This is a genomic window from Oligoflexus tunisiensis, assembly GCF_001748245.1.
GTDB classification, from domain to species: Bacteria; Bdellovibrionota_B; Oligoflexia; order Oligoflexales; family Oligoflexaceae; genus Oligoflexus; species Oligoflexus tunisiensis.
Genome location: NZ_BDFO01000001.1, coordinates 6,736,882 through 6,760,227 on the forward strand (window position 1 = coordinate 6,736,882; position 23,346 = coordinate 6,760,227).

Sequence of the window (23,346 nt, forward strand, 5' to 3'; positions counted from 1 at the left end):
CAATTGAATATTATTGAAGTATTGGATCTCACCCAGGATGCATTTCCGGCCCAGCTGCGCATGATGGAACAGCTTTGCCGTCGCATTCGTTATGGCTTCAGGAATCGTGGCCTGCTCCTCGAATCGATGACTCATAGTTCCGCCGCACGCTTCGTTCAGAAAAAATACCAAAAAGCGGAGCCCATGCCGTGGAATGAACGCCTTGAGTTTCTCGGAGATTCGGTGCTCAGTCTGGTTTTGAGCTCAGCCCTTTTGCAACGGCCGGAGGGTTTCCCCGAGGGACAGCTTTCGAAGATCCGCGCCTCCCTGGTCAATGAAAGCACACTGGCCCGCATCAGCCGCAATTTGCAGATAGGGTCCTGTCTCCTCCTGGCACCGGGTGAGGAACGCGCCGGGGGTCGGGATAAGGATTCGGTTCTGGCTGATGCCCTGGAAGCCTTCTTTGGGGCGATTTATTTGGATTCCGGTTTTGATGCCGTGAGCCGTGTCATTTTGGATCTGTATAAGGAAATTATGACCTCCTCCCTGACGGATTTGACGCAGCAGGACTACAAATCGCGTCTGCAGGAGCTGACTCAGGGTGCTTTCAAGGAAGCTCCCGTGTATAAGGTCATCAAACGCGAGGGTCCGGATCATCAGCTGGATTTCGCAGTGGAAGTTTTATTTCGCGGCAAGAGCCTGGGCATGGGACATGGCCCCTCCAAAAAATCCGCCTCGCAGGAAGCGGCTCGGGCAGCCTTACAGAAATGGACAGAGTTAAAACAATCAGGTTACGAGGGTATCTCCTGGTCCAGTGAGCCGGCAAATATCTGACTCGGGATCCGTGGTCCAGAGCCGGCTAATATCCGACTCGGGATCCGTGGTTCAGAGCCGGCTAATATCCGACTCGGGATCCGTGGTTCAGAGCCGGCAAAGACCGACGCGGGATTCGACAGCGTCCGACTCGGGCGGCCGTCCAGAGCCGGCACCGTCTGACAAGCTGGAGAGCACAGAACCATTCCGGGCCCATGAGGCTCAGGAAATGCCCTTCGCCTAAACGGAGAGGTTTATCATGATCGCAGGAATCGTCGCCATTGTCGGCCGGCCCAATGTGGGTAAGTCGACCTTATTCAATAAGCTGACGCGCAGCACCACGGCCATCGTTGATGACCGCCCGGGTGTGACGCGCGATCGCATTTATGGAACCGTAACCACCGACGAGGATGAAGGCCATGGCTTTGTCCTGGTCGATACCGGTGGTTTCGAAACCGATGACCTTTACTATCAACCTTTTGCCCGCAATATCGTCTGGGAGCAAACCGAGCAGGCCATCCGCGATGCGGATCTCGTGCTCATGGTCTTTGACGCCAAATCCGGTCTGCACCCGCATGACCGCGAACTCGTGCAGTTCCTGAAACAACTCGGCAAGCGCGTGGAATATGTCGTCAACAAGGTCGACGGCCAGGAGCAGCAGAGTCTGACGCTGGAATTCCATGAACTCGGCCTGGGGCATTTCCATGCGGTGAGCGCTGCTCACAGCCGTGGAATCTGGGAACTGAGCGAAACGGTACAGGAACGCCTCAGCGAAGGCGGTGACCTCAAGACCATGAAGCCGAAGGACGCCAATGCGGTCCGAATCGCTTTGATCGGACGTCCGAACGCCGGGAAATCGTCGATTCTGAATCGCATCTGCGGCGAGGAACGCGTGCTCGTCAGCGAGGTGGCCGGCACCACACGGGATACGATTGATACGCCCTTGGTTTACAACAAACGCAACTACATCCTGCTCGACACGGCCGGGATTCGGAAGAAGAAAAAAATCTTCGACAAGCTCGAAGGACTCAGCGTTCTCCGCAGTCTCCGCGCCATGGAAGATGCTGACGTGGTCGTGCTCGTGATTGATGCCCTGGAAGGCCTGTCCGATCAGGACTGCAAGCTGGCTCAGCTGGCTGCGGCCAAATACAAGCCGATTCTGATCGTCGTGAACAAGTGGGACCTGGTTCCGGAAAAGGAAACCAATACTGCCCGCAATTATGAGATCAATATCCGCAACAAGCTGCAGGACATGCCTTTTGTGCCCGTGCTGTTCGCCTCCTGCCTGGAGAATCAGCGCATTCACAAGATCATGGCCAAAGTCGAGGAGCTGGTCGACGCCTACTCGAAACGCGTTCCAACATCCAGGATCAACGACTGCATGCAGCGGGCTGTGCAGGAACACACGCCGGCTTTGCTGCGGAAATACAACAAGCGCGTGAAGTTCTACTTCGCCACGCAGGTGGCCATCAACCCGCCGACCATCGTCGTGAAGTGTAATGTTGCGGATGAGATTCAGGAATCCTATAAGCGTTACATGATCAAACGCTTCCGGACGGAATTGGAATACGGGGACGTGCCTTTGCGGGTCTTCTTCCGTGACAAGGCCGACGAAAAGGAATTCGCCGCACAGCACCAGTAAACATCACTCCGCACAGGACGTCTGATCCTTCATAATCAGGGGCTTCAGACGCTCCTCCTGCTTCAGCCACGCTGCGATCACCGCCTCATCCAGGCCAAACTCGGCCATGGTTTCCTGCAGAATACGCTGACGTCGCCGAAAGTGCGGCGGGCGGATAATCATGGGATCGTGAAGATTTTCCAAGGGTTTACCGCGATAGCGTTGCGGCCCGCCAAGCATGCTGCTGACAAAATCCACCTGCATGGCGACCAGATGCTCGTGGTCCACGTTCATAAAAAAATGGGCAAGCATGGGATCCTGAAAGACTTTTACATAGAAGGCCTGCACAATCGCGGCCAGCCGTTCGGCACCGATTTGTTCATAGATGGTCATAAGGCACTCCAACCCGCGCCGTGGCGCGGGTGAGTTGATCCTAGCCGATGGCAGAGGGAGGGGAAAGGCGCTTTTTTTTCAGGGCGTGCGGCGAGCCACATTGCCTTTTTCAACGGCGATGGAGCCGGATTCGAGGAGGAGGACCGGGCTGCCGCGCTTGTTGTTGAACTGCTGGCGCGACTGGGTTTCCAGCGTAAACAGGCGATCCTCCCCGATCAGGCGGCCCCGCAACGCATGAGTCCCAATGAATTCCTCCAGTTCCTGCTCCTGGCCATAGCGCTTGTAGACTTTGATCTCAACCTGCCAATTCCGGGTTTCCTTTTCCCATTTCATCGGAATTGTTTCAATGTGCCAATCCGCTAAATAAAAATGATTGCTGCGATTGATGGTGGCGCGCAGCGTGTAACTGACCGGAGCCATGGCCTTATACTCCATGCGTCGCGTGCCCTGCGCGTTCTGGACGACGATCGGCTCGAAGCGGGTCAAGCGTAAAGGGATCCGAACCCGTGCCACATCCTTGGGTTCACTCACAGTTGTGAGAGAGCTCTCGCCTGTCTGAATCGTACTGAGGTTGCCGGGTTCCACAGCAAACAGAGCCCGCGTGGCCAACAGAATTGCGCTCAGACCGAGCGCTCGCACGAACTGTCCCATAGCACCGCCTTTTTCGTTGTCTTCAATCAGGAATATGATAACGTGAAGAATGTATCCCCATACCATAATACACTATCTGGGAATCATGCAAAAAGCCCCGTTCAGCTTCAGCTGGTTCATACCTATTTTCTGGACCACACTCAGTCTGAGTGCTTCCCACGGTATTTTTCAATGGAACCAAACCCGCGCGACCCTGACCCATTTTCAAAACTGGATTGAAATTTTTCGGAACGACTATCACCGCCTGCCCTATCAGCTGGCGGAAGTTCGCGCTTTGGCCCGGTCTCACGACAAGCATATCACGCCCTATGATAACTTCGGCATGCGGCTTCAGTATCTGCCTCTGACAGAGAAGGATTATCTCGTCAAATCCTTCGGCCGCGATGAACAGGAAAACAGGCCACAAACCAAAGTGGATCCCACGATCAGCACCGTAGCCAAACGCGCGGAAGCCTTTATTCAACCCGAAGGCCTGCGGCAAAGCATTCCCCAATTTTATCAGGCGGCATTCCTGGAAGGGACGCTGTCGCCGGCATCCGGTTTGATCGCCAGTGTGGAAGTGCAACCGCAGTTTCATTTGCGCCAGCTTCTGGTCCGCAGCCCAAGGAACACGGAATTTTATATGGTGGCTTTCCACGATATGGTGGAGGAATTTTTATGGCTGCCGAGCGGAACGGAACTTATCTATACGGCCTTTGGCTCGCGACGTTATGAGGACGGCATCTTTTATTGGAACCTGAAGGACAACAGTATTCACAATATACTGCCCGAATTGCGCCAACAATTTTGGGCGGATCTGCCGGAGGATTGGCTGTTCTATGGAACTCTTTCCCATGTGAGCCACGATCCCGGTTTGATTTATCTGATCCTGGCGCCAGCGGAATCCGAGGAGTTGAACCCCCAGACGTTTTATTCCTTTGCGAACCTCTTCGCCATTCCCATCCATGAATCCCTGGGGAGCAAGGTCGAAGCGCAGAGGATTCCCACGGATTTGGCCTATACCGCGTTTGATTATGATCTGACTCAGGATCGCCTGCTGAAAACAGCTGAGATGGCATCACCCGTCCAACAGGAGTGGCTCGCACTCAGCCTGGAAGGCGATGCCGAGGAGCTGATCAGCTCGTGGCAGGATTTCAGCTCCAATCACGCCTCAAGCCCGATGTGTGTCTATGGACTCTGGTGGCTTTCGTCGGTTTATAACGATGCCTTTCGCCACCTGTCCACACAGGGCTCGGCTCAGGCACAGGTCATTCGTGGATTCGGCATTGAAATGACCGACGCTTTGATCGGCATGCCGTCCGCGCCCCGTTATCTCAGAGCCATGGGCCGCTTCCTGAAAAAGCATCTTCTCCTTTCCAAGGCCGCGGACTACAATGTGACGTCTTTACCAACGTCACGCTGAAGCTTTCGCTGGATTGCGAGGAGACAAATTTTGACAGCTCTAGACTCACACGTATACGCAGTTATTTTGGCAGGTGGCAGTGGCACTCGGTTCTGGCCGAAATCGCGGCATCTGGAACCAAAGCAGTTGTGTCGCATAGGCTCCAATAATGCCACGATGCTGGTGCAAACCCTGGATCGTCTGGATAACCTTATTCCGCCCGAACGCCGCCTGATCGTGACCCATCAGGATCAGATGGAGCTCACGCGTCGTCAGGCCGAAGGTCGTTGCGACCATTTCCTTGCGGAACCGGCTGCGAAAAACACTGCGCATGCGTTAGCCCTGGCGGCGTTGGAAATCTCCCGGATGGCACCCGGTTCGGGACCAGGACCGATCATGATTTCCGTGCATGCGGATGCGCTGATCAAGAACCCTGATGCATTCAATCAAGCGGTCAAACGCATGGTCCAGACAGCTGCGATGGAAAAGCTCACACTGCTTGGCATCACGCCTCAGTATCCCGAAACAGGATATGGTTACATCGAAAAAGGCGAAGGCCTGAAGCCAGAGACTCCTATCTTCCAGGTGAAAAGTTTCCGGGAAAAGCCTGATCAGGCAACGGCTGCGTCTTATATCAAGACGGGGCGCTTTCTTTGGAATTCCGGAATTTTTGCCTGGCGGGTGGACACGATTTTGGACGAACTCGGGAATTTCCTGCCCCAATCCCTCCATTCGTTGCGGCAGCTGCTGGAAGGTTATGGCGTGAGCAGCTTCAATGAAGTTCCTCAGGATGAGCTGGCCCGAACTTACAATGCCCTCCCGAGCATTGCCATTGATAACGGCGTGCTGGAAAAAAGCCAACGCGTGGCCGTGGTCGAGGCTGATATCGGCTGGAAGGACGTCGGCAGCTGGGATGCCCTGGATCAATGTTTTCCCACGGATGAAAAGGGCAATCTCTTCTATGGTGAAGTGATCGCCATGGATTGTGAAGGCATCACCGTTGACAGCGACACCAAAATCGTCGCCTGCATTGGTGTCAAGGATCTGGTGGTGGTTGTATCGAAAGGCGCTGTCCTGGTTTGTCCGAAGAGTCGGGCGCAGGATGTGAAGAAGGTGGTCGAGGAACTCAAAGCGCGCAGTCGCACGGATCTCGTTTAAGGCAGAAAAAAGGGGCTGAATCAGCCCCTCTTGTTTTTGCACTTACATGACCTTATAGCCGTAAAGCACTTTCAGGCCCGTGGCAAAATAAATCTGATCATCCACCACGACCGGCTGTCGGGTGACAATTCCCTCCAGATCATCATGCCAGAGGATTTGTCCATTGGCGCCCGAGACCGCCATGATACGGCCTTCGCTGCCACCGACAAAGATCGCTTTTTCACCGATGGTGATGGTCTTGATGGACTCCCCAATGTTGACCTTCCACAGCTGTCGCCCGGTGCCTGCCTGCAGAGCAATCAGATCACCATTGATGCAGCCAACGACATAGGTGCCATCGCGATAGGAGGAACTCGTCACGCTGGGGAAAGTTTCCTTCCAGAGCACATCCGAGGGACGATGCAGGGTGTCCACCGCAAAGACCAGACCATCGCTGCGAGCCACATAGATCTGATGATTGCCAAGACCGATCTCGCCCACCACATCCTTGAAGCGGAAGTCCTCGCGGCTGGGATCGAGTCTCCAGTTTTCCTTGCCAGAGTTCAAACTCACCGAGCGCACATCACCTTCGGTGGTGCCGAAGATGACTTCAGAGCCTGCAACAACAGGACCCGAGCCGGCCCGCAATAGAAGGTTGGCGGTTGTTCCGGTGTCATAGACCCAAAGGTGCTGACCGGTTTGAAAGTCGATCGCATAAAGCTTTTGATCGGTGCTATAGGCCAGGAGCACGTTGCCGGAGAGCGTGGTTTTCGCTGTTACGAAACGGCTCAAACGGCTTTCCCAGAGCTGCTTGCCGGTTTGAGTTTCGACCTTCAAAAGGCGCCCATCGCGCAGAGGGATGATGGCCCAGCTGCCGAAAATTTCCGCAGGAGCTGTCATGCTTTCCGGGATTTTCAGCCACCAGGTGAAGGACCCTGATTTCAAATGATAGGCGCCGACCCATTCAGGATCCACGGAGCCGATCAGTACATCGGTGGCCATCGTCCAGCCGGATTCATGGATCTCCCCGATGGGTTTCTGAGCGTCCAACAGTGGATCCATCTTGATCATGCCGGTCCGAAACGGACGGCAGTTTGCGAAAGGGGCTTCGCTGGGATTCAGACAGGGCTGAGTGCTGGCCGGGCCTGTTCCTGCCGCGGCCGCGGCTGAAGGTGCCGCGTTTTTGTTGGCTGCAGGGGTACCGCTGGTGGTGCCTGCGGCCGCATTCGCTGACGTTGGACCGTTTGTGGCACCTGCGGGGCCGGTTTCGCTACTTCCAGACGCATTCGCAGCATCAGCTGATGCTTTCGCAGCGGCGTCAGTCCCTGCAGTTTCCGTATTGCCGCTTCCAGCTGCATTCGCTGCAGCTGTTGTGGAATCAGTTGCAGCCGTTCCAGTGCTGGCATCACCGGCGGCAGCAGCATCACCCGACGCTGTTTCCGCCGCAGCTTCAGGAGCTGCAGCGTTCGCGTCCGTATTCGTATGGGTGCAGGCCGGCAAGGCGAGCGTCAAAATCCAGGGAGCAAGGCGAAGGCTTTTCATGAATCGACCTTTGTTATTCCGGGAGCAGAGCCACCAGGCTGCGCGCGCGATCGGCTTCCGGACTGTTTTCATGCTTGGTCAGGATCTCGGTCGCGGTGGTCCGGGTGTTGGCGTAATCCTTTTTCAGATACTGAATCTGGGCCTTGGTGAGCAAGGCACGCGGTTTCAGATCATCCGCCACGACGTTGATCAGGGTATCGTTATACTCGAGAGCTTTATCCAACTCGCCGCGATCGGTAAGAATCGAAACCAGCATCATGAGGGACTGCGTTTGCAGTACGGGATGCGACTTGGAATTCCTGCTCACCTCTTCCAAAACCTTCTGCGCGTCTTCCAGCTTGTTCTGCTCTGCGGCAAAGCTTGCGTATCGCAAACCAGCGACCCAACCTTCCGCAGAATTCGGATGAGCGGAATAATAGGCCTTGTACTTGTCCGCTGAGGCCGAATGATCAGGCTTAAGTTCGGCGATCTTCTGACTGAGGGACTTGATCTCGGGCGTTTCTTCCACAGGCTTGGCTTCGCCTGCCGGTTTCGGCTGAGCTGCCTTCAAAGTATCTCGTTGTTTTTCCAAAGCTTCGCGCGCTTTGTTGAAATTTTTCAATTCGTCTTCATAAATCGCATCAATTTTGGAAAGCTCGCTGCGGCGGGCCATTTCCTTTTGTTCGACGACATAGCGGATGCCGTATCCAGCAGCAAGAGCTGCCAGCAGCAAAGTGATGACGGCAAAAAGCGGTTTGGGATTTTGGGCAATACCGGCCAGAAAATCACCAACTTTAACCTGGAAGGCATCAGGTCCCTTGAGATGCAATTCTTTCGACTTTTGGCTGGACATACATTCCTCTTTACTACGGCCAAATTAACGCATAAAAGCGCTAGTTTGCAAAAATGTGATAGTATAGATCTTAAAGTTCTTTGCCTAGCACAATCCACCTGGAATTGTCCTGCTGTACGGGCCCTGGGAGCCTTGTGCCGGGGTCTTTCGCGTCATGCATCCGAGGAGCGAGGGAATTATGGGAGCATCCGGCCTGGGCGCGCTGCTTGTCAAAGAGGGATTCCTGACAGAACAGGACCGCGTCACGATTACCAAGACCTGCGGTCAAGGGAGCTGGGCCTTCGCCAAGTGCATCCTTGCGACCGGTCTTTTGGACGAAGATGAACTCTCGGCATTTTTTGCGGAACGCACCCGCTATGTGGTGGCGCCGAAGAATCTGCTCGATCGTTTGGATCCTGGCATCATCGAACAGGTCGATCGCCGCATGGTTTCGCGGCTGGAAGTCCTCCCCCTCGAGATCGATCATCACCGGATTACGGTGGCGGTTGCCGATCCTTTGGATAAAAGCACGCTCAAACAGCTGGAATTTTTTACGGGCCTTGAAGTGGTGCCGGTGATCGCCCCGCTGTCGCAAATTCACGAGGGTTTGAACCGTCTGAATCCCGATTTCAAAGCGCGTCCCACGGCCTTGTCCAACTTTCTGCGGAATCACGCGGGGGCGGCCTGGATCAAACAGAAAATCGTGGAGGAAGGTGGTATCGACATTCCTCATGATCGTCAGCCGGCGCGCGCGGGGGCGATGGATAATTATCTTGAGGATCAGATTGAGGATGTGTCGCTCGATGATGAAATCGATGCCATGGATGATACTGAGGATAATCTGAATGATATTGATGCCGGCAGCCTGGATGAAGGCATCGGTAACAGTGATTTCGATGATATCGACCTTGAAGATTCGGGATCGGATTTGGAGCTGGCGCCAGGTGATGATCCGGATCATCCCGATGATGCCGGAGAGACGATCGATGATGCCGGCCTGGACGTGGATGATCCCTTCGATAATTTTGACGACGCTCCCAAAGCGGGCAAGGTTGCTTCTGCGGTTGGTGGTGATGCCAGCGATGACCTCTGGCCGGATGAGGATGAGCCTGCAGCTGAGGCAGCCACCGATGAATTGAGCGGGGGTGATGATTTTGAATTGGATGATGTGCTCGCGAAACCGGCGAAGAAATCCGCTCCGCCGCGGGATGATCCGTCCGATGATATGGATTTCGGCGATGAGCCGGCCCTGGGTGAGGACGTGTCGGATGCCGATGCGCCAGAGGCTTTGAGCGCCAGCGATGACCTTTCCGATTTTGGTCTGGAGGATGATGCGCCGCGGAAAGCCAAAGCCGCAGCGGCTGATGATCTTTTGGACGAGACCCCTGATCTCAGCCTGGATATCGAGGACACACCGGAAAAAAGCGCCGAGGATGACAGCGACCTCGATCATTTGAGCTTTGGTGACGCCGCGGATGAGAACGACGATCTTGCGAGCCCGCTCGATGAACCTGCACCCAAACCAGCCCCAGCCGGCAAGGCCAGGATGCCGATCGAGTCCACACGCATGGCACAGAAACCCCATATCACGCCTCCTTCCGTCGATGATGAGGATGATCTCGCTGGCGTTGAATTCGCCGATGATGATGAAACCAGCGTTTCGTTGCGCCGAGCCGTGCACGAGGATGGAGTTCTGCCTGAATTCTCTGATCCGAATTTCGATGACGTGGTGGAGGACACCCGCATCGATCTTCATGCTCCGATGGATGATGACGGGGAATTTGGCGAGGATACCGAAGAGACCAACATTCGCCTGCATGCCGCTGATGCAGAGGGCGAGGCTCCTAAGGAACCTCGTTTTGAGGCTGCCGACGAGGACGGGCTCGAGGATCTCGCGATGGGTTTCAACGATGACGATGGGATCGATGAACCGGCCGTTCCAGCTCCAGGGAATGAGCCAGGCCTCGATGATCTCGCCATGGAAGCCGAACTCGATGACATTCCCATCGAAGCGCCGGCAGCGCCCGTGCGGGCCGGTGGACGCATGGCGACCGTCCCGATTGAAAACGGCAGCGTTGCTTCCTTGACGGCAACGGCCAAGGCGAATGAGGCCCTTCTGCGCATGAGCCTTTGTTTCGATCGCAGCACTGCCCTGGAAATTGCGCGGGAATACCTGCCGCAAATCAGCGGCACGGGCTGTCTTGTGGACATCGGTAAAACCACGGAAGCCCTCGCCACCTGGCGCAGTGGAGCAGAAGCGAATGGCAAAGGGAAGACTGCAGCCTTTCAGCGTCTGGCCAAGGCCGCGAAGTCGGGTCAATGGTCGCAGATTCCCGTCAGTGCGCAGGACGAGATTTTTGGCTCCGTGAAAGCACTCAGTGTTTACAAGATTCAAAAGGATGATGGGCGCGTTCTGCTTTTGGCTGGTGATTATCCGGTGGAAGATGATTCGTTGCGGGAAGCTTTGACAAGTTTTGCGGAGCAGCTGGGGGCGAAGTAGGGACCGGGTTGGATGAAAGCTGGCTGAGTTCGGAGGTCAGTATTTTGCAGCGATTCAGAAGAGCATGTAGAGCAGCAGCAACGGGGCAGTTTGAACTTTTCTCTCAAACCTAAGGGAAAACTCAGCCAACTTTCATCCGGGATGTACCCGGCTGATCGTGATATTGCAGCGGTTGTGCCAGACGCCCAAACCTCTAATTTGACTGCCCCTGTTTTTTTTCAAACTCGCTTTGTGGCTGCTTTACAAGTCTTTTCAAGGATTTGATGAATCGCGTCTTGATCAGGTGTCAAGGATCCTGACAGCGCATCGGACCCTGCCTAACCCCGCAGAACTGCTTCTATGATCGGCATGTAGTAGAGAGCGAACTGAGGGTCGATATTGACGACCGGGATGCCACCATCCGCGGCCTCGCGAATCCTTCTGTGAAGCGGAATGCGGCCTATGATCGGGATCTTGCGTTCTTCAGCGAAACCTTCAATCTGCGCCTGGCCAAAGATGTCATCCAAATGTCCGCACGAGCTGCATTGGAAATGCGACATGTTCTCGACCAGGCCCAGCACCCGCACCTTGAGCTTTTCAAACATCGACAGACCTTTGTGAGCGTCAAGCAAGGCGACAGCCTGCGGTGTGGAAACCACAATTCCACCATGCAGGGGAATATTTTCGATGAGGGTCAGCTGCACGTCGCCGGTTCCGGGTGGCAGGTCGATGATCAGGTAATCCAATTCCCCCCAGGCCGTCTGATAGAAGAGCTGATCCAGAGCCTTGGCGACCATGGGTCCCCGCCAGATGACAGGATGATAGGGATCCGACATGAAGCCAAACGACATCACCTTCACCCCGTATTTTTCATGCGGGATCATCTTCTGATCGGCGGATATGGATAAGGGACCATGAAGACCCATCATAAGTGGAACCGATGGCCCATAAAGGTCTGCGTCGAGCAGCCCGACGGCGGCGCCCTGCGCGGCGAGTCCAGCGGCCAGATTCACCGACACTGTGGATTTACCCACTCCGCCTTTGCCGGAGGACACGGCGATGACTTTTTTCACGCCGGGAATCGGTTTCAGCTTCATCTTTACACCGAAGGGGCCCGTACGATGGGGAGGCGGTTGCGTCGCCGCATTCCCAGGGGGCGTCATCCGATCCGCGAAGGAATTCCGCCGTTTGAAATAGATCGTGGCGGACATTCCATGCTGGGCCAGTTCCTTTTGCAGAAGGAGTTCCAGCGAACTTTTTTGATCAAGGTTAAGACCATCGGAGGCGATTTGTGCGACGGCCGACTTTTCGCCTGGCTCGATCCCGAGCAAACGCTCCCTGGCTTCGCTCGGTGATTTGCCGAGAAACGCGAACTCAGGACGGAGGGCGGCTTGAGCCAGTATCTCGGTAATGAGAACGGACAATATGTTGCTTTGGTGATCACTGCTCATTAGAATTCCCTCATGCGGGCCAGAATAAGGTTAGCAACCTGTCCGTACCTTAAATCAGGATAAAATACCATGCGAGAAGTCAAGATATACACCACTGAATTCTGTCCTTTTTGCGTGCAAGCCAAGCGCCTTTTGACCCAGCTCAAGATGCCTTATGAGGAGATCAATCTCGAGGACAAGCCGGAACTCCGGCAGAAGCTTTCCGAGGAAAACAACGGATATCGGACGGTTCCGATGATCTTTATCGATGGCAGCTTTATCGGTGGCTACACCGAGTTGGCTGCGCTTCACAAGCAGGGTAAGTTGATTGAGTCGTAATTTCCGCCAGAAAGCCATAAGTCAGTTTGGATTTTTTGCCGCGCTTGTGGTGAGTGGTGATCAGTCCCATCGAAAGGACGTGACCTCGGTTCCGATCAGTGCGACAGAACCGGCTTCCCTTGCTGGGGAAACCAAGCCCGAGCTGGCAAAGTCCGATGTGACCATGACCGCGGCACCGGCGATCCATAATCTGGATGCGGCTGCGGAAAAGTTGATTCGTGCCAGTTTTCTGAGCGGGGACTATGCGACTGCGGATCGCCTGGTGCGGGAGCAATTGGCTGATGACACCTTAAGCGCGGGATACAAGTCCTGGCTGAATGGGCAGCTGCCGATTATTCGGCTGGGTTGGGCCTGGGCTTTGATTCGGCAGAAAAATTGCGATGAGGCCCTGCCTCTTTTGGAATCGACGCCGGATCAGACCGCTCAAGCGCTGGCTCTGAAGGGACTGGGCTATTGCCTTTATTACAAGAAGGACTTTGCCAACGCCAGCACCTATCTCGAAAGTTATCTCGATAAGAATAAGTCCGATCCTGAGGCTTATATTCTTTTAGCTGAAGTGAAGGAATCGCTGGGTGAAGCCACGGAAGCCTGGGAACTGGCGCAAAGGGCCACAGCCCTGCAAAACCTGACCGAGGAGGAAACGCAGGAGCTGCAGAAGCGTGAAGCGAGTTTGAATGCCAAGGCGGAAGAGAGCGCAGGTCAGGGAGAAATGAGCTCCGGCTTCATTCGTCTCCGTTATCAGCTTGTCGGGCATCAGCATCTGGTGAGCGGGAGCCTTCAGGTGCTCCAGAAAACGATCGAAACCTTGAATCTCCAACTGGGCCTGCCCTACCCGGCCGAACCGATTGAAGTGATCTTCCATCTCAGTGAAAATTTTGGGCGCGTGGCGCACAGCCCGTCCTGGAGCGCCGGCCTTTACGATGGCCGGGTGCGGATTCCCATTCCTCAGGATCAAGCCTTCGATGAGGATTTCGCCCGCATTCTGCGGCACGAGATCACCCACGCTGTGCTTTCCGAGCATGCCCAGCATCGCCATCTGCCGGCCTGGTTTCAGGAAGGGCTCGCGCAGGTGGCGGAATGCCAGGAGCTTTGCTGGCATTATCGCTTTGCAGCCACTTCATTTCCCTTCCTGACACCGCAGGCGTTTGATGCGGGATTTCTGCAGCTGAATCGGGGGGAGGCTCAGGTGGCCTATAAGCAGAGCTTTTACCTGATGCAGGTGCTTCATTTTCAGGTGACTGGCTTGCCGGGAATACGGCAGATCATTGAACAGATTCCTGTGATTCATGATTTGAGTTCGGATGGGTTGATGGATCAGGTGGGGCAGACGTTTGGGGGTCTGCATCAGAAGGCGCAGGAAAGTTGGATGGCGCAGCGGAGTTTTTGATCGCTGCGCTTTAAGTTCATTGATATCAAATATTGCAAGTAGTATTCAGACTGTCCAAAGTTTTGTTATCGATAGAGCATGTGCAACCTTTTGCGCCTTTGACGCAATAACTAAAGCCTGGGCCCATGCACAGCTCAGCTGATGTAAGCAAGGTATTTCCTGCAGAGCAGGTAAGAGTTCCTACACCCAATACAAGATGCCAGCCCAAGCTACCATTGCCTCCACAAACCTTGGCGCCATCTTGGATAATAACCTGCTCCCCAAACCGTAGAGATCGCACAACACCTGCTTGTGAATTTAGGCTTATTTTGGCAGCACATCCATCATTACAGCTGGAATATGAGTACCCTGGTGAATCAACGTAATCAGAAAATTCCAGTGTCGGTAAGCATCTGCGCTGTTGCTTCCGAGAATGTGACACACAGGTTTCGGGAGGAATTGGTGACGACGTATCATATTTTGCTATCCCTCCCAAAAGGGGATCATAGGCACCAATTGCAACAGGTTTACCTTCAGAGTTCACACAAGCATCAGCACCACCGGTTGTAGAATCAACGATTTTCCGCGCAGGAATCACAACCTCAGGGATTACAAACTCAGGAAGACTACAAGTCCTGTAGTCTGACAAACATTTGGAAGCGCCTTCTCTAATTTTATTCAAAGCAGCTTTAATCCTGTTTGACGCATCATTTAGCCCTGCTGCATCGATAGATTCGTATTGGTCCTGATGAGTCAGAGGATACGTGATAGTGCTCAATAGATCACTTAGATCAAGGTCGTTGTCAGCCAGGGTCCTTAAAACCAAATCTTGATTTCTGATATCAATTGCATTCTTATCTGCTGGAAAATTCAAAAGAGTTTTGTATGATGCGGTATAAGCGATAATAGGCTTGGCATTATCTTTGTTAATTGAGTCTGGATATGCCTTCGCGCGATTAATGAGCTCATCAGCGGAAAGCCCTATATTAGAGAAGACTCCGCCAGATTGATATACGTAGATTTGTGTTTTGTTTTTCTTAATCGCTTCTTCCAGGCTCGATGAGAATGAAGCTGAACCACCAAAAGCGCCATAGGAACCTTTCAGAGATGCGTCGATCTTTTTCTTATGCTCGTCACTATCCGTTTGGATCTCAAGCAATGCGATAAATTCGCCCCCAGATACATAGGACCTTACAAATTCATCCCCGCATACACTTCTGAACGCTTCGTTCCCATTCTTGGACATAATATTAACCGCATCTTCCAACATTCTCGTTTTGGTCATGGTGTAAAGAGGATTGGTTACTTGAACTGTAATCAAGAGATATAACGATTGAGCATTGATTGCTACAGACTCTGTAAACGATGCCTTGCCTTTGACAGAGCCGAAGCCCCCACCATATTTTGCTTTGGTAGAAATATCGACAGACTTAAATATCTCTTTTGAACTGGTCATCTTCAGAATCTTCAGAGTAAACTGTTTACCGTTTGAATCGAAGCTGGGCGCAGGACCTGTTACATCAACGCAATCACCTTTTGCTTCTCCAGTAAGGAGATCGATTCCTCTACCAAGGGTAAAATCTGAAGAATCTGGATCGATAGTCGCTTTGACTGAACTGTTAGAGTTTGTAGATTTGCAAGAAAAACATAGAAATAGAAAACAAATGGCAATAAAAACCGAAACAAAATTAGGCGATTTCTTCATTTCTCAGCTCCATTTTGGAATGCAACCAGATCAAATAAAAACGCCCCTGTTAAGGGGCGTTGAGGCTTTTAAAGTCTGCGCTTCTTAGTTCACGGCATCCGAGTTGATGGCTTTGCCTTGGCACTCGTTGGCCAGCCACGACGTGATGATTTCGTTCGGGGTCTTATCCAGATAGCTGGCTTCGTCCACCGTCGTCGTCATCTTGGTCAAGTCCTTGCTGATGGCCTTACCGGTCATGAAGCTGACGTCAGACACGTGACCATTGTCAGAACCATCTTCATTGATACCGAGACTCAACCAGTTCACTCCACCCAGAGACGCCAGAGGACTGGTCGAATCTGTTGTGCCTTTTTCCGTTGCGATTGCAGCCGTTACACCAGCACCGATACCAGTAAAGATCAGACTGTTGCTGATGTCAGCGACTTTATCCAGAGTACCGTTCAGCACGAGGCCTGCGCCTTGAGCAGCGGCCAGAGTCTTGGCTGCCGTGGATGCTGCTGCAGCCGCAGCTGTTGGGTTGCTGCTGGCCTGAGCTTCTGCGGCACCAGCGTAGTATTTCGCCCGATACATCTTGCCCCAGTTGGCAACGCTGCCATGATAAAGACTCATCAGGAAGCTGCTGTCGATGGATTTCACATAAGCAGCGATTTCATCAGCCTTCGTCGCTTCATCCTTGCTGGCATCATCACGAATGGCCGCGATGGTGGCGTGAATTTCCTTGAAGCCGGGGATGGCTTCCAGTGCCTGCTGGCTGGCAGCTGGAATAAAGTCTGAGTAACCAGCCACCCAGTAATTCAGATAAACCTTATTCTTGCCATGGGCCAGTGTATAGTTACCGCCGGCAGAGATCGCACAGCTGAAAGTTTCAGGAGCCTGGATTCCAGCCGAGTTCAGAGCCGTCTTGGCTGCTGTCGTCGCTTCGTCCGTAGCCGTTGAGGAAAGCACCGAGTTAATAGCGCCGGCACGCTGCTGAGCCAGAGCAACCACGTTCGCGCCGCGGCCCAAACCGATGGTATAGGTCAAAGGTTGAATGGACAGGCCTTGAATAGTGGTTCCATAAGTCCCAGAGTTCAACATGTCCGTGCTGATCTTCGCATAGTTGCCAATGGAAACTTCGCTGCCGGTCGTGGTCGCGAACTTGCCACTGGTGCCGCCCGTGCTGGCAAATGTTGTCAGTTTGGTACGCACACATTCATAAGCACCAAGAAGATCGGTCACATCATTTTGATAAGGCTTGGAAGTCCCTACACTGGTTTTGCCAATATCATCCGTACAGGCGTTGTTATCATCCGGACTGATACATATCTTCTCGCCTGGGAATGCAGGGGCGAGGATGATATGACCCAACTGAAGATCGCCGGCGACCTTCGCGATCTCGCCATACGATACCCCCGAGGTCGAGGCGTGGGCATAGAGAGTCAGAGGATAGCCATAGGTCGTGCCAGCAGATTCAGTTTTCACGGCCAGAGTCAAAGCAGCTGGTGTAGCCTGGGGAACAGAAAGGAAAGCATAACGGAAATCAGTATCGTTCTTCAGCTTATACGACATCAAGTAAACCTTGGTCGTCAGTGCTGTCTGCCCGCCAAGGTTTGTGGGTGCTCCGGTCGTGGCATCAAATTTGAAACCACCGGTGGCGATCGTAATATTATACTTTTGTTGAATACCGGAGGCGATGGTCGATGTTAAATCAGTAAGAAATGGACCATTGGTGGCGCTGGCATCACATTGCTGCTCAGTCGCTGTTGCGACCACAGCACTCACCTTCGCGGCAGCCGCGGCCGTTGCTTTCGTTGTATCGGTCGCCAGGGTCGAAGGGGTCCCGAGGCTGGTAATTACATCAGCTTGCGTACCAGTCAAGCCAGGCACTTCCAGGAGCGCGATCACCTTGTTCCAGAGGCTATCACCGGAGATCGCCGACTCGGTCAGCACATCCTCTTTGGTGAGTTCACTCAGCTTGGGAATATAACCTTCATTGTCAGCAGATTTCTCGCCACACGAGGGCAAAGAAGCCAATATCCCGATAGGAATAAGTGTCATTCGGCCGAACTTAAGCGCCATAACTTAGCCTCGCACAAGAAAGGATGGGTGCTATAGATGATTCCATTCTAAAGCAGAATGCGATCGACTAAAAGACCTTCATGAAAAAAGAATGAGCGCCTACTGGAAATGCGAAGACACTTCCCTTATAATCAACATAAACTGTCTTCATCTATGGAATCATTTCTTGGAGTGCCCTCTATGAAATCTATGGTGGCTTCACACCGTGGGACGGCTCGTCTTACAAGCAAGCTCCTGGTACTAGGACTGTGCCTTGGCTTCCACACAAGTCAGGCGAGGGCACAGGATGAAGGAAATCCTACGCCTGCTCCGGCAGAACCAACGGAAACAGATCCTGCTGCGCCATCAGTAGAAACACCCACTGATGCAACGCCTGCCGAAGGAACATCAACAGAAGAGAAGAAGCCTGAAGAGGGCGATCTCGGCGAGAAGATTAAAGATAAAGTCAAGGAACTGAAAAAGAATCGCGTCAAGAACCGCAAGGAAACCACGGATGCGGTACTGAAGCGTCGCGACAAGGATCCTGAAACCGCCAAGTATGTGATGCTCGGCGAAGCACAGACTCTGCCCGAGAAGGTCGCCCGCTTCCGTTATGTCCACAAGATCGTCGACGGCAGTGAGTCCTTCGATAATGATGGAACCAAGAAAGATATGGGCATTGACGCCCTCGTTAAGATTAATGCTTATGTCCTCGAATATGGTTTCTCGGACAAGCTCTCCTTCCAGGTGCTGGTACCGACGATTGCCTCGGCCGATGTCACCATCAATGCTGAGAAGTTCTCAAAGTCAAAGATCTACGCAAAAGAATATCAGGAAGTGCTGGACAAGGTTGTTCCCTTCCTGATCAGCCAGGGCCAGTGTACATCGGCTGAAGATTGCACGAACAAGATCAACAACGAGGCCTATGCGATCCCCACCGACTCTTCACTTGTGCTGCCTACCGGTGAAATCTACACGGTGCAAGGCGGGGTTCCCGTGGAGCGGGCCGCTTACTCCCTTATCACCAACGCCGTCAAGCCCAAAAAAGGCAAGACCGGCCTGAGCGATATCATGGTCGCTGCTCTTTATAACGTCTATAACAGCAAATCGCAGATGTTCTCTGTCGGCGGCGGTTTCCGTCTGCCCACTGGCGATGGGGATGATGAAAAATCCTACAACCGTACGGGTAGCGGCTTTACCACTTTCGGTCTTTCCTTGCGTTATGACTACCGCATTGCGGATCCTCTGATGCTGTCGTTCAGCAACCAGACCGAAATTCATGTGAAAAACGCCAATCGCAAGCGCCACAGCCTTGTCGATCCTGATAATCTGAACGAAGCGGATCCCAACACCAAGGGTGCGGACCTCAGCCCAGCCCTGCCCGGTGAAGGCGATGGCGTGTCGAACGACTTCGAAGTTTCCCGCAAGGTTCCTTTGAATACCGGTTCACTTCGTTTGGCCTATGCCCTGGGTGATTTGCATCCCATGCTGTCGACCCTTTCGGTCTTTAGTTTCTACAACTGGCTCTCTGACCCGGAAACCTTTTACGATAAGGAATCCCAGCAGAACGGAGTCCTGTCCACAAGCTACAGCTATGCCATATCCTTTGATGGTCTCGGCATGAATCCCAGGATTCCTGTGTCCCTGAGCGCATCGCAGGAGCGTTACCTGACCGGTACAAACGTTCTGGCAGCAGGCGTGAGCACCACCCTGAACCTCATGCTTTACTACAAGTTCTAAGCTAACCAGCTTGAAGTTTCGAAGGGGCCGCGAGGCCCCTTTTTTTATGCCCGCTGTCCCGCCCAGAACTCCCGCATATCATCCGGCATCTCGCAGCGCACCTCGTGGACTTTGCCGTCCTCCGGATGCACAAAGGCCAGTGCATGCGCGTGCAAAAGACAGCGGCGGAACCCGGTCTGCTTCACAACGTGATCGGTGAGCCCGTGTACAAACCATTCCAGAAAAACCTGCTCATCCGGATGAAAGAGGCGATCACCAACCAGATGCAGGCCGGCATAGGCCGCATGGATGCGAATCTGATTGGTCCTGCCGGTTTTGGGAAGGGCTTTGAGAAGAGTATGATCAGAACCTGTCTCCAGTACCTGAAAATGCGTTTCCGCTGACTGGCCATCGGGCACGACCCATTTTTTAATCCGGATCTCGCTCGTCGTAAGGTCGCCGATGGGACCTTTTTCAATCCACTTCTCCTCAGCACTCAGACCATGCGAGATGGCAAGATATTCCTTGTGCAAATTACGTTCGGCCAGGGAACGGGCCAGCTGATTGCGCACGACCGTATTGGCTCCGCAGAGCACGATGCCCGAGGTTTCCCGATCAAGCCGATGCACTGCCGACCATTCCGGGCCAAGTTCTGTTTTCACGAGTTCAGCAAAGGTGTTTTTCCGATAGGGTCCATTCTCATGCATCGGCAGCGGAGCCGGCTTAAATACCGCCATAACTGCACCTTTCCGCCAGATCGGGTAGATGCCGCGGTCCACTTCCGGTTCCACCGTCTGGGGATGGTGGAGAGCCAGCTGCTGACCCTCTCTTAGTCGATATGACACACTAATCGGGGCTCCATCGACCAGGACTTCGCTGGTGCGGAGACGCTTTTGCCAGCCGGCCCGGGACAGGAACGGAAAGTGCCGGGCGAGGTACGCATCGGCTCTCTCCCCCGCATGATACGAGGAAACCGGCAGGCCGAGAGGCCGAAAGGCAGCGCTTTCATCTGGATTTTCAACTGGACTTTTATGCATTTGGCTTTACATTGAGCTGTTGGTTTGTGGAATCATCAAGAGGAATAACCTGGCATACCATGGAAGCCAAGGGAATCAAAGTCATCGCCAGCAACAAGAAGGCTTACCACGAGTACAATATCGGGGACAAGTACGAGGCTGGTATCGCCCTTCAAGGCACCGAGGTCAAGGCCTTGCGTGACGGGCGCTGCAATTTAAATGATGGCTGGGTGGACCTGAGCAATGATGAAGCGATTTTGCGCGAGGTGCATATCGGTCACTACACGCACGGCAATATCATGAACCACATGGAGCGTCGCTCCCGCCGCCTGCTTTTGCATAGCGCCGAGCTCAAGAAACTGGGTCGCGCGGTTCAGGAGAAGGGATTCGCGCTCATCCCCTTGAAAATCTATTTCAAGGGACGCTATGTGAAACTGGAAATTGGTCTGGGCAAGGGCAAGAAAGCCCATGACAAGCGCGAATCATCCAAAGAGAAGGACGCCAAACGCGAAATTCAACGGGTGATGAAGAGCAGACGCTGATCAGTCGGGAAGTTTTTTCTCGGCCCGCATCGGTTTTTCAGCTTTTTCCATGGCCGGTTTTTCAGCCTCCTCCTGAGACTTCTCGGCGGACACTTTCTCCTTGGGCTTTTCCATCGCAGCCTTCTCCGGCACCGCCTTGTCCCCTGGCTTGTCCGCTTCCCGTACGATCGGCATTTCACGCCATTCACCACTGGTCACATCCCCGACGCGCAGGGATTGAATGCCATCATCCTGCAGACTGCGGGCCAGAACGAGAATCTTCTGATCATTCTGAGCGAAGACCGCCTTGCTGAAATACTGCCCCTCGGGGGCCTTAAGGACGCGATCGACCTGTCCCTTGGCGCCGTTATAAATCAGCACCTGCCGCAGCTCGCGTTTTATCGCCTGGTTCGCTCCCTGGACCAGACAAATCCCGCTGCGGAAGTCGACCGTCACACCCACGCGATCCGCTGTCATGCCCTCAGGCAGATTGATGTCGATGCCGCGGAATGCATCGCCCGACCAGCCCTTGATCTGTTTGACCTGCAGAACCTTGCCGCCCTCACCGCTCGTGACGATTCCAAATTGATCCAGATCCTGAACGAGGCGCATGCCCTTCTTCAATTTCAGAACCGCGCTGGGCTCGGGGTCGTAGCCTTCAAACCGCACGAGTTCGTTCTGTTCGGGTTTGAAACCGATCATCTGCATCGGCGCGCTGCGGAGGAAGAGAGGGAAGAAGTTCTCAGGGAAACTGGTCAGCGTTCGCTTCTGAAAGGTATTCAGATCCAGTGCCTTGATGTTATTGTGATCCATATCCGCGACGATCAGTCCACGCTCGGTGGGAACCACCTTATAGTTTCCCTGCGGATAGGACTTGATGATCTTCTGCTTGCCAATCCACTTGATGCCAATGCCGGCGGCCGAACCTTCCCCACAACCGATGCGGGCCTTGTGAAAGTCGAGCACCGTAATGGCTTCCAAAGGCGTGCCGTGCCCGACCAGGGCCGGATTATCACCGATCTTCAAACTGACGATCCGTTTGCTGCGGAAATTGTTCAGATCGACTTCATAGAGAAAGGCCTTGCCTTCCGGCCCCACTTCACCCGCCTGCCGGCTCAGGAAATAGACGACTTTCCCATCCTGAGCGAAAAGAACTTCGCCGTCCCTGGGATTCGCCATATAGCTCATGCAATCGACTGGCACGGACGCCGCCGCGGTTTCCGGAACGACCAGCTTGTTGCCTGGAGCCGGTGTCCGACCTCGCGGCAGAGCTCCATCATCACCCCAGGCCTTGTTCCATGCAAGGAAACCAAGGGACACGACACCAAGCAGGCGAACGATCCGTATCATCGGTTTATCACTCCGTCCTTCCCGAGATCATCCGGCTGAATGCGTTTGATGATTCGGTACAATTCTTTGGGAGGCGGGGCCAGAGGATCACGCGGATATTTGGGGAACAGAATCCAGCCGGCCACGGGTGTCCGCAGGGTTTCACCTTGATGGAAACCGACAGGATCACCCGCATCCACAGCCTGGAAGTTCACCAGGCCTTCGCGCAACGTCATGCCCTCTTCATAGGGAATCACCGCTCTCCAGGTGTACAGTTCAGGACTGTGCAACGGCTGTTTCTCCTGGGTGCCGCTGAACAGTCCCACAGCATATTGTACCGCGGCCAGAGCCACTTGTAAGCCGACACCACCATGATAGGCATCAAAACCTTTTTGTCCAAGCTCGATGGTCAGTCCCGTGCCGCCTCGATGATTCACGTACTCATCGCTGCACATGCCATCCTTCGAAAACGAGAGTCCCCAGTGGGTAACTATAGGAATACGATCATGCAGAGCCGCTGCAAAATCAAAGGACGCTTTTGTATAGGGGAATATAAAGAAGGGTCGATGAGAGGGCTCGATCGTTTGATGAAAGTCAACGAACAGCGATGTCTTTTCCAAAAGAGGTTCGAGGGCACGCGCCCGTTTTTCCTCTTCCACCGCAGCCGCCTTTTGACCGAAGGATCGATTCAGATCGCGCTCGGTAAAGCGCCGGTTCGCCTGCACACCCGCCGGGTTGCCAATCGCAAAGCCCATGGGAAAGGGCGGCTGGATGATGCCGTTCTGCAGAAGCTGGAGAAAGGTATTGAGGACATCAATGCCGCCGACTTCGTTGCCATGCGTGGCCGCCTGGAGAGTGACGGCGATGGGTTTCGGGCCGGACAGCGCGGGCTTTGTGGGATGCCAGACATAGGCCAGAGGGGCCACTTTTTCCAGATTGTGACAGAGCTTTTCAAAACGCTCGAGAGCCTGCCTGTTCATGTCAGCCATAAAACGCCTCTTTGCATCAGGGGAACACCGGAACCAAAGTTCCAGACAAGGTACACGAGAGGCAAGGCCGGGCTCCAGAATTTTTCGG

General features: G+C 53.9%; 19 protein-coding genes. 9 read left to right on the forward strand and 10 right to left on the reverse strand.

Annotation, left to right across the window (positions count from 1 at the left end):
• Positions 1 to 3: 3 nt before the first annotated feature.
• Positions 4 to 813 (forward strand): ribonuclease III, encoded by an 810-nt coding sequence (gene rnc, locus OLTU_RS27980; protein ID WP_141736022.1) that lies wholly within the window; start codon positions 4 to 6, stop codon positions 811 to 813.
• A gap of 238 nt (positions 814 to 1,051) precedes the next feature.
• Positions 1,052 to 2,434, forward strand: coding sequence for a ribosome biogenesis GTPase Der (der, locus tag OLTU_RS27985; protein WP_141736023.1), 1,383 nt, complete (start codon positions 1,052 to 1,054; stop codon positions 2,432 to 2,434).
• A 3-nt stretch (positions 2,435 to 2,437) separates the two neighbouring features.
• On the opposite strand, the gene OLTU_RS27990 is transcribed toward der, so the two are convergent.
• Positions 2,438 to 2,806 (reverse strand): truncated hemoglobin, encoded by a 369-nt coding sequence (locus tag OLTU_RS27990; protein ID WP_141736024.1) that lies wholly within the window; start codon positions 2,804 to 2,806, stop codon positions 2,438 to 2,440.
• Positions 2,807 to 2,884: 78 nt separating this feature from the next.
• Positions 2,885 to 3,457, reverse strand: coding sequence for a hypothetical protein (locus tag OLTU_RS27995; RefSeq protein WP_141736025.1), 573 nt, complete (start codon positions 3,455 to 3,457; stop codon positions 2,885 to 2,887).
• An 85-nt stretch (positions 3,458 to 3,542) separates the two neighbouring features.
• Here OLTU_RS27995 and OLTU_RS28000 point away from each other — a divergent pair, with 85 nt between their 5' ends.
• Both OLTU_RS28000 and OLTU_RS28005 read left to right on the forward strand, forming a co-directional pair.
• The gene (locus tag OLTU_RS28000; RefSeq protein WP_141736026.1) at positions 3,543 to 4,859 is read left to right on the forward strand and encodes a hypothetical protein; all 1,317 of its coding nucleotides are present in this window, start codon (positions 3,543 to 3,545) and stop codon (positions 4,857 to 4,859) included.
• Positions 4,860 to 4,925: 66 nt separating this feature from the next.
• On the forward strand, positions 4,926 to 5,996 hold the full coding sequence (locus OLTU_RS28005; protein ID WP_245676887.1) for a mannose-1-phosphate guanylyltransferase: 1,071 nt from the start codon (positions 4,926 to 4,928) through the stop codon (positions 5,994 to 5,996).
• Positions 5,997 to 6,038: 42 nt separating this feature from the next.
• Here OLTU_RS28005 and OLTU_RS28010 read toward each other — a convergent pair whose 3' ends face one another.
• Entirely contained in the window at positions 6,039 to 7,517 is a 1,479-nt protein-coding gene (locus OLTU_RS28010; RefSeq protein WP_176737034.1) for an outer membrane protein assembly factor BamB family protein, read from the reverse strand.
• 13 nt (positions 7,518 to 7,530) lie between these two features.
• Complete coding sequence (locus OLTU_RS28015) at positions 7,531 to 8,349, reverse strand: tetratricopeptide repeat protein (protein WP_141736029.1); 819 nt, start codon at positions 8,347 to 8,349, stop codon at positions 7,531 to 7,533.
• 178 nt (positions 8,350 to 8,527) lie between these two features.
• Between OLTU_RS28015 and OLTU_RS28020 the strand changes: the two genes are divergently transcribed.
• On the forward strand, positions 8,528 to 10,828 hold the full coding sequence (locus OLTU_RS28020) for a GspE/PulE/PilB domain-containing protein (RefSeq protein WP_176737035.1): 2,301 nt from the start codon (positions 8,528 to 8,530) through the stop codon (positions 10,826 to 10,828).
• 317 nt (positions 10,829 to 11,145) lie between these two features.
• Here OLTU_RS28020 and OLTU_RS28025 read toward each other — a convergent pair whose 3' ends face one another.
• Entirely contained in the window at positions 11,146 to 12,258 is a 1,113-nt protein-coding gene (locus tag OLTU_RS28025; RefSeq protein WP_141736031.1) for an Mrp/NBP35 family ATP-binding protein, read from the reverse strand.
• 69 nt (positions 12,259 to 12,327) lie between these two features.
• Between OLTU_RS28025 and OLTU_RS28030 the strand changes: the two genes are divergently transcribed.
• Both OLTU_RS28030 and OLTU_RS28035 read left to right on the forward strand, forming a co-directional pair.
• Positions 12,328 to 12,576, forward strand: coding sequence for a glutaredoxin domain-containing protein (locus OLTU_RS28030; RefSeq protein WP_141736032.1), 249 nt, complete (start codon positions 12,328 to 12,330; stop codon positions 12,574 to 12,576).
• Positions 12,566 to 13,963 (forward strand): tetratricopeptide repeat protein, encoded by a 1,398-nt coding sequence (locus OLTU_RS28035; protein ID WP_141736033.1) that lies wholly within the window; start codon positions 12,566 to 12,568, stop codon positions 13,961 to 13,963. The genes OLTU_RS28030 and OLTU_RS28035 overlap by 11 nt, the downstream gene beginning before the upstream one ends.
• Positions 13,964 to 13,988: 25 nt before the next feature.
• On the opposite strand, the gene OLTU_RS28040 is transcribed toward OLTU_RS28035, so the two are convergent.
• On the reverse strand, positions 13,989 to 15,647 hold the full coding sequence (locus tag OLTU_RS28040) for a hypothetical protein (RefSeq protein WP_141736034.1): 1,659 nt from the start codon (positions 15,645 to 15,647) through the stop codon (positions 13,989 to 13,991).
• Positions 15,648 to 15,731: 84 nt separating this feature from the next.
• Positions 15,732 to 17,660: a hypothetical protein gene (locus tag OLTU_RS28045; protein ID WP_218110330.1), complete on the reverse strand. Its 1,929-nt coding sequence runs from the start codon at positions 17,658 to 17,660 to the stop codon at positions 15,732 to 15,734.
• A 225-nt stretch (positions 17,661 to 17,885) separates the two neighbouring features.
• On the opposite strand from OLTU_RS28045, the gene OLTU_RS28050 reads away from it, so the two are divergent.
• Entirely contained in the window at positions 17,886 to 19,424 is a 1,539-nt protein-coding gene (locus OLTU_RS28050) for a transporter (protein WP_176737036.1), read from the forward strand.
• Between the two features lie 44 nt (positions 19,425 to 19,468).
• Here OLTU_RS28050 and OLTU_RS28055 read toward each other — a convergent pair whose 3' ends face one another.
• Positions 19,469 to 20,440 carry an RluA family pseudouridine synthase gene (locus OLTU_RS28055; RefSeq protein ID WP_141736037.1) on the reverse strand — a complete coding sequence of 324 codons (972 nt, stop codon included), beginning with the start codon at positions 20,438 to 20,440 and terminating at the stop codon, positions 19,469 to 19,471.
• Between the two features lie 59 nt (positions 20,441 to 20,499).
• Here OLTU_RS28055 and smpB point away from each other — a divergent pair, with 59 nt between their 5' ends.
• A complete protein-coding gene (gene smpB, locus OLTU_RS28060) occupies positions 20,500 to 20,961 on the forward strand; it encodes an SsrA-binding protein SmpB (protein WP_141736038.1) in 462 nt (153 codons plus the stop codon).
• Here the strand turns inward: smpB and OLTU_RS28065 are convergent, their stop codons facing one another.
• Both OLTU_RS28065 and OLTU_RS28070 read right to left on the reverse strand, forming a co-directional pair.
• Positions 20,962 to 22,290: a hypothetical protein gene (locus OLTU_RS28065; protein ID WP_141736039.1), complete on the reverse strand. Its 1,329-nt coding sequence runs from the start codon at positions 22,288 to 22,290 to the stop codon at positions 20,962 to 20,964.
• The gene (locus tag OLTU_RS28070) at positions 22,287 to 23,258 is read right to left on the reverse strand and encodes a succinylglutamate desuccinylase/aspartoacylase domain-containing protein (protein ID WP_176737037.1); all 972 of its coding nucleotides are present in this window, start codon (positions 23,256 to 23,258) and stop codon (positions 22,287 to 22,289) included. Before OLTU_RS28070 ends, OLTU_RS28065 begins: the two co-directional genes overlap by 4 nt.
• Positions 23,259 to 23,346 lie beyond the last annotated feature (88 nt).